This window comes from Pseudoalteromonas sp. MM1, assembly GCF_030296835.1.
Taxonomy (GTDB): domain Bacteria; phylum Pseudomonadota; class Gammaproteobacteria; order Enterobacterales; family Alteromonadaceae; genus Pseudoalteromonas.
In genome coordinates this window covers 730,792-744,225 of sequence record NZ_AP027923.1, presented here as the reverse complement: position 1 = coordinate 744,225, position 13,434 = coordinate 730,792, and the positions used below count along the sequence as shown (strand labels likewise).

Genomic DNA, 13,434 nt, shown 5'->3' with positions numbered 1-13,434 from the left:
GGTTTTATTGCACTTAGGTTCAATACAAATTAATCAGCAAATTTTAACTTAAGGAGCCCGATATGAAATTTTACATTGTAAAAAAAGATCATCAGCTCGAAGCTATCCCTGCTGATAAAGACTTACTAGAGCGCTACGAATCAAACCAATATTCGTATGTTAATGTGGTGTCGGCATGCAATAAGCAAGATGCACTAAAACGACTATCTACTGAACAAAAACACAGTAAAAAGTGGCTAATAATTGGCGCAAATATTGCCGTGTTCTCACTAATATTAACTATTTATACGATAAATTAAAAATAGTGAAATTTTAGGTTGATATTTAGTGCATTTTATATTTAAAATCGCCCACTTTTTTTATTTGAGCATAATAAAATCGTTACAATTATTCTCAAATATGTACTTATTACCAGTAAGCAATGTGGTGGGTGTATGGATTTTTATATCCTAAAAAAACAACAAGAGCTAATAGCCATTCCAGCAAATCAGCAAAGTTGTAAGCAGTATCTAGACTCAGGTTATTTTTATATTGATAAAGTAGCCGCCTGTAACGAAACAAATGCCATAAAAGCATTGCAAGCAAAGCAAACTAAAAGTTTAAAAATGCCGCTTGGTTTGGCTTTATTAGCGCTTCCTGTCATTATTATTGCTATATATAGTTTTACCTAAACTAAAGCCCCCCCCTGAGGCTTGCATCTTTACTTGCCTTGGGTATATTGGCGCTCTTATGGTTTTTTAAGAGCGCAATATGAAAGTTCTCCACACCTCAGATTGGCACCTAGGCCAACAATTTTATGAACATGACCGTCGTGATGAGCACGCCGCGTTTTTCACTTGGCTACTTAGCACCCTTGTAGAGCAACACATAGATATACTTTTAGTTTCAGGCGATATTTATCATACAGCCACACCGAGTGCCAGCGCCGAAAACCAGCTTTACCAATTTATAAAAGACGCTAAAAAGCGTTGCCCGCAATTACATGTTGTTATTATTGCCGGCAACCACGACTCAGCAAATCGTATATTAGCGGCGCAACCATTACTTGCTCAGTTTGACACCCATGTAGTGGGGCGCTTTGAAGTAACGGACCCAGCCAATACCGTGATTGAAATAAATACGCAAAATAAACGCGCTGTAGTCGTCGCTATGCCCTTTTTACGTACCAGCGATATAAGTTCACTCAGTCACACTAAAAACGGCCCTAGTTACGCACAAGGCGTTGAAAAAGCCTATAAGCTTGCCCTTGATCACGCTTATAGCATTAACGCGCAAAATTCGCCGTTAATTGTAATGGGGCACTTACATGCCAAAGGCGGTGATATTTCAAGTGACTCAGAACGTAATTTAGTGATTGGTGGGGAGGAGTCTATTTCGGCCAGTGTATTTGGTAACAAGGCAGACTACGTAGCACTGGGGCATTTACACAAAGCGCAGCAAGTCGCTAAAAAAGACGTTATTCGTTACAGCGGTACGCCTATTCCTATGTCGTTTTCAGAGCGTAAGTACACACACCAAGTTAATGTAGTAAAATTTAAAGGTGATGAAAAACAAACTATTAGCACATCTGTAAACCCCCTTTACATTCCACGCTCTGCTGAAGTAATTATTTTACCAAAAGGGGAGTGCGTGCCATTAAGCGACTTATGCGAGCAAATTAAAGCGCTCGATATATCACAACATACTATTGCCCCTTATTTACGCGTAAAACTAAAATCAAGTGATACCGATACCACCTTTAGAGAACAAATAGAGCAAGCACTTGAAGGTAAAAACGTAAAATTTTGCGGCATTGAACGGGTACGAGAGCAAATTACAACAAACGATAACAGCGCCGTATTTGAAGATTTAAGCGAAATTGAAATGCTCAACCCATTAAACTTATTAGAACAAGCCTTTGCAAACGACAAAGATATGGCCGGCCAAGCTGTACCAGATGAGCTAAAAACACTGTTAAACGATGTAATAAGTGAGCTGACGGAGCAAGAGCAACTATGAAAATAACCGCAGTTCGTATTCATAATTTAGCCTCAATAGTCGATGCCGAAATCGACTTTACCCAAGCTCCTTTAAAAGACGCAGGCTTATTTGCTATAACCGGCGACACAGGCGCAGGTAAAAGTACCTTTTTAGACGCTATTTGTTTAGCGCTTTATACCAAAACTGCACGCTTAAAAGGTGATAAAGGCAACTTAATTGATTTTAATGGCGACAGTATAAAATTAAACGATGCGCGTAACTTATTACGCCGAGGCAAATGGGAAGGTTTTGCCGAAGTTGATTTTATAGGGCAAGACAAAGCACTATACCGTGCACGATATTCAATACAACGTACCCACAAAAAGGCAACAGGCAAGCTAAAAGTAGCCGAACATACGTTAGTGACCTTGCCCGATGAAACCCTAATTGCTGATAAAAGCCAAACCATAAAAGTAGTAGAGAGCAAAATAGGACTAAGCTTTGATCAGTTTTCGCGGGCGGTATTATTAGCGCAGCACGAATTTGCCGCCTTTTTAAAAGCCACGGGCGATGAACGCGCACAACTTTTAGAGTGTTTAACTGGCACCGATAAATTTAGCTTAATTGGTAAACGTATTTTTGAGCGTAATAAAGCGCTAAAAGATAAATATGAAATACTTAATGCAAGCCTGGCAAGCTACACCTTGTTAAGCGATGACGAGCTAACTGCTAAACAAACCCTGCGCGATGAGTTACTTAAAAAAATTGAGCAAACTAAAAAAACGCATGCAACAACAGAGCAAAATTTAAATTGGTACAAGCAAGCCGCTAGCTTATCGCAAGCCCTTGAACACGCAATAAAGCAGCAACAACACGCGCAGCAACAGCTTGATGCAATAGCAAAGCAAAGTGAGCAAGCAAAGCAAGCACAAAGCGCTCTTGAAATAAAAGACAACCGCAAACGTCATGAATATTTAACGGCGCAAAACAAAACACTTAGCACGCAAATAAGCGAATTAATAGCGATTGACCATGCAGCGCTTATAGAAGAGCAGACCGCAACACTTACAACAAAGCAAAGCGAGTTAAAAACAGCGCAAGAGCAAAAGCAATCTGCTGAGCCTATTATTGCTAAAGCCCGCGAGCTCGACAGCCAAATTGCTATACACGCACAAACCATTAAAAACCTAACTCAGCAAAGCGAAAAAGGGCAGCAGCAACTTAGCGAATTACAAACGCAGTACACGCAAAGCCAAAAAGCACTTGATGAGGCAACAAAACTCAGCACTGGGTATCAAACATGGTTAAACGAGCACACACAGCTTAAGCCACTGGCTAATGATTGGAATTATTACCAACACAGCTTTAATACATATTTAAGTGCCAATGAGCAACTAAAAGCCGCTGCTTCGCAAAACAAACAGCTGTTAGAGGAGCAAACTAAACAAGCGGCGCTCTTAGCAGAGCAAACTAAAAAAGTAGCGTTGCACGAGCAACAACTAGCGCAGCAACAAACAGATCTTAACCAGCTAAATGAGCAACAACGCCAATTTAATATTGAACAATGCGATAGCAAACTTAAAAATATTGAATATTTAAAAGATCAGCGCCTGCGCTACCAGCAGTTTAATCAAGAAATAAAACACAGCACGCAACAACAAGCGGCGGTTGCGGCCAAGCTTTTACACAGCGAGCAAACACAAGCAACATTGCAACAAAGCCTAGCCTCGTGCGAGCAAGCACTTAAGCACAGTGAATATGCATTAAACCAAGCTCGCTTGCGTGCTAGCGAAAACGTAGAGCATTTACGTACGCAGCTTACTCCTAACGAGCCCTGTGTTGTGTGCGGTGCAAAAGAGCACCCATATGCAAGCAGCCAAAACCCGCAATTAAATAACCTAATAGCCGATTTTGAAACAAGTTATAACCAAGCTAAACAGCAGGTCGATAGCGCCCAAGCTAAGCTGCATCAGCACCAAACACAACATGCGATACTTGTCACTGAACATACTCAACACAGCCAAGCTATACAGAACGCTCAGGCAAAGCAGCTAGAAATTAAAACGACAATGCAAGGGGCACGTACAGAGCTTAACGAGTTAACAGCACAGCAGCTTGATGAAATCTACACGCAGCTTAGCACGCAAAAGTCGCGCTATTTTGAGTCACAAAAACAGCAAACAGCCCTGCAAGATAAAGTAAATCAGCTAATAAATAACTTAAAAACTGAGCAACATACACAGCAGCAAGTGCATAATCAGCATGTTGAATTAACCAATAAGCTTGGCCAAATAAGCACTAGACACGCAGAGCTAAGTACACAAATTAGCGAACTTACCAGCACGCTTAATGCACAGTTTGAGCACAGTGACTTTTGGCAGCAGTTGCAAAGCAACACGCTTAATATGCGCGATTTAAGCCAGCAGGTTGAGCAGTACCAACAAACTCAAACGCAGCTTGAACAAAGTCAAAAACAAAAAGACAGCGCTGAGCAGCAATTGCAGCAACTCACACCGTTAATTGCTAAAAGTGAGCAGGCGCTTAAAGTTTTAAAAGACGATTTAGCCAAAGCGCAACAACTGCAAAACACCACACGCACAGAGCGCCTTGCGTTATTTAACAACGAGTCGCTAAGTGCCGATGCTTACCAAGCAAAACTAAATACGCAGCTTGAGCAATGCCAAAAGGAGTTACATACAAGCCAACAAGCCCACGACAGCGCAATTAAAAAACGCGATGAGCACGCTATAACACTTAAAAATATTGAGCAGCGCTTGGCAGAGCAAATTCAAGAGCAAAGCACACTTGAAGAGCGCTACAATGCCTGGTTTAGCGACTTTAAAGGGCAGTATAGCGAGGTAAATCATGAACAGATCGCTATTTTACTAACTCTGACTAGTGAGCAAATAAAAGCACAATTAATGCAGTTTGAGCAGCGTTTAGCTGCACTTACAGATGCAAATGCAGCGCTTAAGCAACAGCAAAAAGCGCAAACAGATCACCAAAATACTAACAAACCCGAAAAAAGCGAAAGCCAATTAGCAGAGCAAGAAACGTTTTTAGCTAATCAGCAAACTGAGCTACAAAACAGTTTGCTTGCAACTAATACCGCGCTTGAGCAACACAATCAAAACGCCAAAACACTTAAGGGCAAACATGCTGAACTTGCTACACTTAAAAAACAGGTAGAGCAATGGCACTTATTAAATAAAGTGCTGGGCGATGCAACCGGCAAAACCATGCGTAATTTAGCACAAACGCAAACCCTTAAAATATTACTGCATTATGCCAATAGCCATTTAAAAACTCTGAATAAACGCTATGAGCTCACTGCTATTGAGCAATCGCTCGATATAGCCATTATTGACCGCGATATGGCGGATGAACAGCGCTCGGTTAATACGCTCTCTGGTGGTGAATCATTTTTAGTATCACTAGCACTGGCATTAGGGCTTGCATCGCTCTCGTCAAATAAAGTGCAAATCAACTCTTTGTTTATTGACGAAGGGTTTGGTACGTTAGATAGCGAAACTCTCAGCGTTGCTATGGACGCGCTCGATTCATTACAAGCACAAGGCCGTAAAGTAGGGGTTATATCGCATGTGAGTGAAATGAGTGAACGCGTAGCCACGCAAGTACATGTAAGTAAAAAAAGTGGTGGATACTCCACTGTTGAAGTTTTATAAAGGAGTTAATAAATGCCCACATTCACAGGCGAGCAAGCAACACATTACAACGACCGTATTACCCGCTTAGTACCTGGTTATGAGCTATTGCACCAACTGACTAATGCTCAACTTAAAGCAACCCTTAACGATAACGCGCATATTTTAGTTGTGGGCGCAGGCACTGGCAAAGAAATACTTGCCCTTGCCGCGCTTAACCCTACTTGGCAATTTACTGCGCAAGACACCTCAAGTGATATGCTTGCAATTGCTAAACAAGAGTTTGAAGAGCACGGCATAACAGAGCGCGTTAACGTTATTGAAGGCGAGCTCGATAAGCTCTCTACCAAGGCCGATGCCGCACTATGCCTACTTGTTTTGCACTTTTTAGCAGACGACGGCAGCAAAAAGCAGCTACTTAAAAACATTAAAGCTAATTTAAATAAGGGCGCAAACCTATTTATTAGCGATTTAATGAAACCCGAAACCGACTTTGAACGTGAAGCGCAAATTACTGTGTGTGCCAAGCTAGGCTTAAGTGATGCAGGGCAAGCCTACACAGCTCAAAACTTAGAAAGCGAATTTTATCCACTTGATAGAATGCGCTTTAGCGAGTTACTTAACGAGTGTAAATACGGCATTCCTAAGCTTTATTTTAAAGCGCTTGGTTTTAGCGGGTACGTTGTTTAACTTATCTTGAAGGATGCGGCCTACACCATTTAACCGTATGTTTATGGCGCGGTATGGTTTTACATTCTTTATTTGAATCGGCACCTTGCTCGCTAACATATTGCGAGCTTGGGGCTACATTGGCACAGCCTGCAGCCAGTAATATCGCAAATACGGGTATTAATTTTTTCATTTCATCGCCTATTAAAATCTGTATTTAAGCGCTTTGCAGTTACTGTTAATGCAAAGCGCTTATTAGTTTGCCAATTGCATCACCAATTTAGCGGGTACTTATGCATCTACAAAAATAACTTCGCCAGTAATAAAGCCATCAACTGAGCGCTCAAACGCTTTACCTACAAGCTTACTTGGCACGGGTTGAAAACCTGGCATCATTTCGCCATATACGTCCCACGCTTCTTCAAGCACAGTAGGGTTAACCACATTAATACGCGTGCCTCGCGGCATTTCTAGTGATACGCATTTTGCAAACGTATCTATTGCGCCGCTTGTTGTTGCATCGGCAATCGCAAAAGGAATGGGTTTAACGTTTAAAATACCGCTAATTAGCGTAAATGAGCCGCCATCGGCAATGTACTTTTGACCAATACGTACAAGGTTAATTTGCCCCATCATTTTGCTCATAATGGTTGTCATCCACTGCTCTTCGCTCATATCAGCAAAGGTTTCGTATTCACATAAACCCACTGTATTTACTAGGGCATCAAAGTGGCCTACTTTTTCGTACAAAGCGGTAATTGACGCTTCGCTGGTTATATCTACAATATGATCCACATCGCCCGAGCGACCCGCTGTAATTACTTTATGCTTAGATAAACCGGTTAATGCCGCTTGACCCATTTTGCCCAGTGCGCCTATTAAAATTACTGTTTTCATTGTTTGCTCCAATCATTCAATTTAGTGTGTAGGGGCATAGTAAGGGGGTAGCTCAACAATTAGAAACAACCCTTTCATGTAAGTGATACAAAAATAAATGGTAATGTGATACGTTAATCATGCTTAAACAACAAAGGCATTGCCATGAGTAAGTTAGACAGGCTAGATATAAAACAGCTACGTATTTTTCAAGCGCTCATTCGCGAAAAAAACGCATCAAAAGCAGCCGGTAAATTGGGCTTAACCCAGCAAGCAGTGAGTGAGCAACTAAAAAAGCTGCGTGATGTATTTAACGACCAGCTGTTTTTAAGAAAAACCACCGGCTTTGTGCCAACGCCTTATGCAGAGGAGTTATCGGTAGACATAGACAAACTACTAAACGACTTTCAGGCGTTATTAGCGCCTAAAATATTTGACCCAAAAACGGTTGATGGTGCCTTTGTAATAGCGGCTACCGACTACGCCCAGCAAGTTGTTTTGCCAGCGCTTGTAAAAAAGCTAAGAGAGCAAGCGCCTAATTTAAAATTAATAATAAGAGACTTTGAACTCGACAGCCTGCACGATTTAATGGAAAACGGTAAAGTTGATTTAGCCATTGCTTTCCCCGACTACATCCCAAGTACTTACCCCATTATTAAGCTTTTTGAAGAGCAGCATATTTGCGTTACCTCAGCTAACTCATCAATAGCAGGGACACAACCCACCCTTGCACAAATAGCCAGCTACCCAAGCATTATTGCCTCGCCTTCGCGCCCAAATTTTAAAGGCTCTATTGACGATTGGTTTAAAAGCTTTGATTTAACGCGCAATGTTGTTGTGTCGGCACCGTGTTTTTCTATTGTGCCTATGTACTTAGAAACCACCGACTCCATCGCGTTTTTACCCTCACGCGCAGTAAGTTCAGATCTGGTAAAAATAGAGCTGCAACAGCTACCAGCTCCGTTTGATGTAATAGCCGCATGGCACCCACGCTATAATAAAAACCCCTTGCATAAATGGGTGGTTTCAAAGTTGGTGGTTGAGTAAAATAATGTGTGTATTTCACTACACACGCTTACAACTTCTAACAGCTACAAACATACTCCTCACATATTTTTTATGCTTGCATGCTTACAATCTTCCTATTAAATATTAATAGGGGTTCAACATGAAAAAGTATCTTATCGCGGTATTACTACTCTCAGGCTGCGCATCACAAGGGGTAGATCGGAACAATCAAAACCAAATAGTTAAGCGTTACTACGCATCGGTAGAATCAATGCAACCTGTAACGCTTTCATCTGAAGTAGGCACAGGCATAGCAGCAGGCGCCGGGTTTGGCTTTGTAGATAGCTTAGATGGTAACACTGAAGAAATGCTCGGCGGAGCAATAATTGGTGGGTTAGTAGGAGGGGTATTTACAGCACTATTTGAAGGCGGGAATGACGCCTATCAATATAATTTATACGCTGCCAACGAGGGCGAATTTACTGTAATTCAAAAGCAAAAACTCGATAAAAACACGCAATGTGTAGCCGTAACTGCAGCCGATAAAGTAAAACTTGAGTCTGTAGCGCATCACTTTTGCAGCAATAAATAAAACAAAAGCCGATACAGCAATATCGGCTTTGTTTTTTACCTAAGCAGATCATATTTTTACAAACTAAATATTACCAATCTCACCAAGTGCTTTCATGGCCGCCTGCGCTTTATCTGTTTGTACAAAAATATGGTCGTGATAAAACGCAGCTACTACGTTAGCGCTAATATTATGCTCGGTTAATTTGGCCGATACCGCAGCAGTTAACCCAACAGCCTCTAAGCTTGAATGCACATTAAGGGTAATTAAATTATATTTACTCTCGTAAGTAATACCGGCTTTGTCGGCGGTATCTGCATTTAAAATAAGGGTTAGCCCTTCTTCTTCAACGTAACTGGCAAGCGGGTTTAAATGAGCGTAGTCAGCAAGGCTGCCTGCTAAACAACAAAATATATATTCACCTTGTTTAAGCTCGGGGCTCATTGATTTTAATAACGTATTTAGATCTAAAATTCCCGCCATGTTGACTCCTTTCATTTTCAATTAGATGTTTTAAGCTTGGCAACTAAATCGCTTAATCGGGCTATTTTAATATTACTTAACTGCCTGTAATCAAAGTACGGGCACACAATAATGTTATTCGTTGTATCAATTGCAAACTCATCGTCGAGCCAATTAAATTGCGCTTTAAGCTTACCTTGTTGAAGTAAGTTTTTTGCATGCGTACGACCAGCAATAATATGCAGCTGGTTTTTATTAGTGCTGTTAATAATGGGTGCACTAAATAAAAGGGCTGTTTTACTGTTATTTTGCAGTAAAAATGTATCGCGATACGCTTGCCAGCTAGCGGCTTGTTTAGCAAAGCTGTAATGTTCGCTCGGTAGCGCAAACAATACTTTAGCGTATACGTTAAACACCTTGCGCCAACCATTTCCACAGTGCTGATTTATGGTATTTATTTGCTCGTTTATTACAGGCTCAATACGTTGCAAGGTTTTAAAATAAGGCATAGGCGGGGCTTTAGCAACATACACGGCTACGCTAAAGGCACGATCACCTAAGCCAATTAAATGCTCACTCACGCTAGCCTGCCTTGTTTTGCGCTAAAATACGGTCAAGGTTGTTGGCAAAGTTTTGGCGGTCAGTTTGGCTAAGCGGTGGTGGCCCACCACTCATTTCTACGCCGCTTGAACGCATAGTATCCATAAAGTCGCGTACGTTTAATAGCGAGCGAATGTTCTCTTTCGTGTAAAGCTCACCACGTGGATTTAATGCTTGGCAGTCTTTATCGATTACTTCGCTGGCAAGGGGTATGTCGCCAGTAATCACTAAATCGCCTTTTTCTGCGCGTTTTACTATTTCGTCATCGGCCACATCAAACCCACTCGAAACCTGTAATCGGCTAATAAACTTTGAAGGCGGAATACGCATTGCATGGTTAGCCACTAAAATAGTTGGTGTTTGCGTGCGCTCAGCGGCTCTAAAAAGAATTTCTTTTATTACCACGGGGCACGCGTCGGCATCTACCCATATTTTCATGCTTTAATCTTTTAATTGCTCTAGTATTTTACTGATCCTATAGCAATTTATTTTAATCGGCTAGCAAACTTTATTTGCTTAGAACCGTATAAACACCATCACTTAAAAAGGAGCTTTCATGAAGGCCATTACGACGATTTTACTTATTACAGGGTTATTTTTACTCACTGCCTGCACAAGTGCACCTGAAGGTATAACCCCCGTTAAAAACTTTGACCTTGAGCAATACAAAGGTAAATGGTATGAAATTGCTCGCCTCAATCACTCATTTGAGGAGGGCATGGAGCAAGTAACTGCCACTTACACAGTTAACGATGACGGTACAGTAAAGGTGCTTAACAAAGGGTATATCACTAAAGAACAAAAGTGGGATGAAGCGCAGGGCTTAGCTAAATTTGTAGAAGGCAGTGACACAGGCCATTTTAAAGTGTCGTTTTTTGGTCCATTTTATGGTGCTTACGTCGTTTTTGAGCTCGACCAACCCGACTACCAATATGCCTTTATTACGAGTTATAACCGCGACTACTTGTGGTTTTTATCGCGCACACCAACCGTTAGCGACCAACTTAAACAACATTTTATAACTAAAGTTAAAAAACTGGGTTTTGCCACAGAGCAAATTATTTGGGTTAAGCAGTAAACACCTTAGCTTTGTAAAGGGGCTTTACAGTTGTTGTGCATGTGATTGTTACAGCTGTAATAAAACCTTCATTTCACTGTAAGGTAAGTTAAATATGTTAGAGCTATATTAGCTGCACTTGCAACGAGACATGCAAGTGTTGGACATACTGAATATCCCCCTATTGTTGGCAAGCTTTATAGCTTGCCATTTTTTTGCCTAAAATTAACTGCATTTGAGATCAGGTTTTTACTAACTAAAGTGCATTTATTACCAATAACAACCCAGATAAGCCAATCAGTAGCATATTTAAAATGCTAAATGGCTTAATTAGCTTATCTATAAAATTATAAAAAATCATTATAATTAATACACTTAAGCTCATGAATCCACAAAAAAGTAAAGCGCCGTACCCCTGCTGTGTAGCAACACAAAATATTAAACTTAGTAAAATACTGATCCATGCAACTATTAGCAGTAAATTACTTTGTTGCTGAGAGGGACGCGTTTTGAATACCGTTTTAAAATGCGCAGGTTTTGCCAAAGCAAAACCATTAAAAGCAAACAAACAGAGGCTAAAGCTTAGTAAATCAATCATGCTTTTTGCCTCTTTTTATTATTGGTTAGGTTATTAGCTGTTTTTTTAGATGCGTTAGAAGCAGTACGTAATTTTTCGGTTTGTACTAAAAACAGTATGCTAAATAGTAAAAATAACGCATCGAAAATAAATAACGCCCATTGTTTGTTAAGTAAATAACTCACTATGTTGCCCTGTGTTGTAAGTGCATTTATTGCCGGCACACTCAAACACGCTAACGCATTTATGGCAGCCATTACACGCCATTGCAGTTTATCTCGCTTTAAAAGCGCCATAGCGGCAAGCACTAACCACGCTAAAAAGAACGCCGTTACCTCTTTTTCACCACGTCCGGCTACGGTTGGACCAAGTAACCTATTGGCAATAAAAAAGGCACAGGTTGCCAGTGGTAAGCCCATAATGGTGGCAAGGTTTAATCCTTCTACTAGTTGTAAACCAAATGAGGCTTTACCTTTGTTACGCTCGCGTATACGTTTAGCCCACATTATGCAACCTGAGGCAATCATTACACAGCCAGCAATGCCGCCAAGCACGTATAACCAGCGTAATAAAGGTGTGGCAAAGCGCCCTGTATGCATAGAGTTAAGTGATTCATAAAGTGCTTTACTATTAGTGAGCTCATCGGCCGATTGGTCAACAAGCTCACCCGTGGCACCACTAAATAAAAGCCTTGGCGTTTGATCGCGCAACTCCTTACCAGGGTCTACCAATACAGTAACCGTTGAGGCCGCCATATTAGGCTCGCTTACTCTAACACTGCGTATATCAGCATCTGGCCACTTAGTATAAACCTGATCCAAGATAGTGTTTATAGGGAGCAAATCTGCACTGCCTTGCGCTTTATTAGTCACGTTATTACTAGGTGTTACATCGTTAAAAAAACCACGTACGCCATTGTCGTAGGTTGTTAATGCTGGGTAGGGGAACAACATAAATATAAGCGTAATAATACCTGTATAGGTAATCATTAAATGAAACGGCAAAGCCAACACCGAGCTTAAATTATGCGCATCTAACCAAGAGCGTGTACCTTTGTTACCCCTAAAGGTAAACATATCTTTAAAAATGCGCTTATGAATTACCACACCCGATATAATTGCTAGCAACATAAAAAAGCTGGCAAAACACACTACCCAACGCCCGGTTATGGCATCTAAATAGTAAAGCTGATAATGCAATCGGTAAAAAAAGTTACCGCCTTTGGTTTCTACAAAAGGTGGCAGTTCTTGCATGGTGTTTGGATTTAACTGGGTATTTACAAATTGGCTGCGTCGCTGTCCCGGCTCTTTAGGTTTTGCATAACCATATACTAAATACGATATACGCTCTTCGGGTAAGGTAATACGCCAACTAGGGGAATTTGCAGCGTGCTGATTTAAGTAATCAAAGCCCTTAATAATTTGCTGCCTTTGCGCAGCCACTCTATCGGTTTGGGCTTGCACATTGTGTATAGCGGGCTGGTTCCACAGGTTTATTTCGTCTCTAAAAAAGCTAACCGTGCCTGCAAAAAATATTGTGTAAATAATCCAGCAAGTAAGTAAGCCTACCCACGTATGTAGCCAGGTCATCGACCTAAAAAAACTGTCTTTCATAGCCAACCCTTAAGTAATGCCAATACAACAACAAAAAAACTTATACTTAGTAAAATACTGATCCAAACAGTTTTTAACGACTTAACAGAAAAAGCATAAATAAACACTGCAGCGTAAATCAAAATACTGATAGACACACACAGTAATACGGCATCTTGTTTGGCAATTGGCAACACAACACTTAATAATGCAATGCTCGCTGAGGTAAACGCATAACCGCCCACTATGGCGATAAAAAAGCGTAAAAATACTAATACCTTGTAACTTCTAGCAATATTTAATAATGCAGCAAGGTTTAACTTAGTCAAAGATGCACGATGCAAGGGTGCCTGCATAATTAACAAATCCTTTATTTAAACATGGAGGATAAAATGAAG

Annotated in this window: 16 protein-coding genes; 8 read left to right on the top strand and 8 right to left on the bottom strand. The window is 40.8% G+C overall.

The window, feature by feature from the left end:
* The first annotated feature begins 62 nt into the window (after window positions 1-62).
* From QUE46_RS20030 to QUE46_RS20010, 5 genes are all read left to right on the top strand, one after another.
* On the top strand, window positions 63-299 hold the full coding sequence (locus QUE46_RS20030) for a hypothetical protein (RefSeq protein ID WP_154945621.1): 237 nt from the start codon (window positions 63-65) through the stop codon (window positions 297-299).
* A 135-nt stretch (window positions 300-434) separates the two neighbouring features.
* Window positions 435-671 (top strand): hypothetical protein, encoded by a 237-nt coding sequence (locus QUE46_RS20025; RefSeq protein WP_286248525.1) that lies wholly within the window; start codon window positions 435-437, stop codon window positions 669-671.
* A gap of 79 nt (window positions 672-750) precedes the next feature.
* Window positions 751-1,998: an exonuclease SbcCD subunit D C-terminal domain-containing protein gene (locus tag QUE46_RS20020; RefSeq protein WP_286248523.1), complete on the top strand. Its 1,248-nt coding sequence runs from the start codon at window positions 751-753 to the stop codon at window positions 1,996-1,998.
* Complete coding sequence (locus tag QUE46_RS20015; protein WP_286248521.1) at window positions 1,995-5,645, top strand: AAA family ATPase; 3,651 nt, start codon at window positions 1,995-1,997, stop codon at window positions 5,643-5,645. The genes QUE46_RS20020 and QUE46_RS20015 overlap by 4 nt, the downstream gene beginning before the upstream one ends.
* Before the next feature lie 12 nt (window positions 5,646-5,657).
* Window positions 5,658-6,314, top strand: coding sequence for a class I SAM-dependent methyltransferase (locus tag QUE46_RS20010; protein ID WP_286248519.1), 657 nt, complete (start codon window positions 5,658-5,660; stop codon window positions 6,312-6,314).
* 1 nt (window position 6,315) lies between these two features.
* Here the strand turns inward: QUE46_RS20010 and QUE46_RS20005 are convergent, their stop codons facing one another.
* Together QUE46_RS20005 and QUE46_RS20000 are read right to left on the bottom strand one after the other, a co-directional pair.
* The gene (locus tag QUE46_RS20005) at window positions 6,316-6,486 is read right to left on the bottom strand and encodes a hypothetical protein (protein WP_286248517.1); all 171 of its coding nucleotides are present in this window, start codon (window positions 6,484-6,486) and stop codon (window positions 6,316-6,318) included.
* A 98-nt stretch (window positions 6,487-6,584) separates the two neighbouring features.
* Window positions 6,585-7,190, bottom strand: coding sequence for a short chain dehydrogenase (locus tag QUE46_RS20000; RefSeq protein WP_054982054.1), 606 nt, complete (start codon window positions 7,188-7,190; stop codon window positions 6,585-6,587).
* A 144-nt stretch (window positions 7,191-7,334) separates the two neighbouring features.
* On the opposite strand from QUE46_RS20000, the gene QUE46_RS19995 reads away from it, so the two are divergent.
* Together QUE46_RS19995 and QUE46_RS19990 are read left to right on the top strand one after the other, a co-directional pair.
* Complete coding sequence (locus tag QUE46_RS19995; RefSeq protein WP_286248512.1) at window positions 7,335-8,216, top strand: LysR family transcriptional regulator; 882 nt, start codon at window positions 7,335-7,337, stop codon at window positions 8,214-8,216.
* 121 nt (window positions 8,217-8,337) lie between these two features.
* Window positions 8,338-8,769, top strand: coding sequence for a hypothetical protein (locus QUE46_RS19990; RefSeq protein ID WP_286248511.1), 432 nt, complete (start codon window positions 8,338-8,340; stop codon window positions 8,767-8,769).
* Window positions 8,770-8,832: 63 nt separating this feature from the next.
* On the opposite strand, the gene QUE46_RS19985 is transcribed toward QUE46_RS19990, so the two are convergent.
* From QUE46_RS19985 to QUE46_RS19975, 3 genes are read right to left on the bottom strand one after another with little or no spacing between them, the layout of a single operon-like run.
* Window positions 8,833-9,231, bottom strand: coding sequence for an ACT domain-containing protein (locus QUE46_RS19985; protein WP_286248509.1), 399 nt, complete (start codon window positions 9,229-9,231; stop codon window positions 8,833-8,835).
* 17 nt (window positions 9,232-9,248) lie between these two features.
* Window positions 9,249-9,791, bottom strand: coding sequence for a DUF6942 family protein (locus QUE46_RS19980; protein ID WP_286248507.1), 543 nt, complete (start codon window positions 9,789-9,791; stop codon window positions 9,249-9,251).
* 1 nt (window position 9,792) lies between these two features.
* On the bottom strand, window positions 9,793-10,248 hold the full coding sequence (locus QUE46_RS19975) for a YaiI/YqxD family protein (protein WP_286248505.1): 456 nt from the start codon (window positions 10,246-10,248) through the stop codon (window positions 9,793-9,795).
* A 118-nt stretch (window positions 10,249-10,366) separates the two neighbouring features.
* Between QUE46_RS19975 and QUE46_RS19970 the strand changes: the two genes are divergently transcribed.
* Window positions 10,367-10,888 (top strand): lipocalin family protein, encoded by a 522-nt coding sequence (locus QUE46_RS19970; protein ID WP_286248503.1) that lies wholly within the window; start codon window positions 10,367-10,369, stop codon window positions 10,886-10,888.
* A gap of 235 nt (window positions 10,889-11,123) precedes the next feature.
* Here QUE46_RS19970 and QUE46_RS19965 read toward each other — a convergent pair whose 3' ends face one another.
* From QUE46_RS19965 to QUE46_RS19955, 3 genes are read right to left on the bottom strand one after another with little or no spacing between them, the layout of a single operon-like run.
* Window positions 11,124-11,465, bottom strand: coding sequence for a DUF3325 domain-containing protein (locus QUE46_RS19965; protein WP_286248501.1), 342 nt, complete (start codon window positions 11,463-11,465; stop codon window positions 11,124-11,126).
* On the bottom strand, window positions 11,462-13,057 hold the full coding sequence (locus tag QUE46_RS19960; protein ID WP_286248496.1) for a PepSY domain-containing protein: 1,596 nt from the start codon (window positions 13,055-13,057) through the stop codon (window positions 11,462-11,464). The genes QUE46_RS19965 and QUE46_RS19960 overlap by 4 nt, the downstream gene beginning before the upstream one ends.
* Complete coding sequence (locus QUE46_RS19955; protein ID WP_286248494.1) at window positions 13,054-13,392, bottom strand: hypothetical protein; 339 nt, start codon at window positions 13,390-13,392, stop codon at window positions 13,054-13,056. The genes QUE46_RS19960 and QUE46_RS19955 overlap by 4 nt, the downstream gene beginning before the upstream one ends.
* Between the last annotated feature and the right edge of the window lie 42 nt (window positions 13,393-13,434).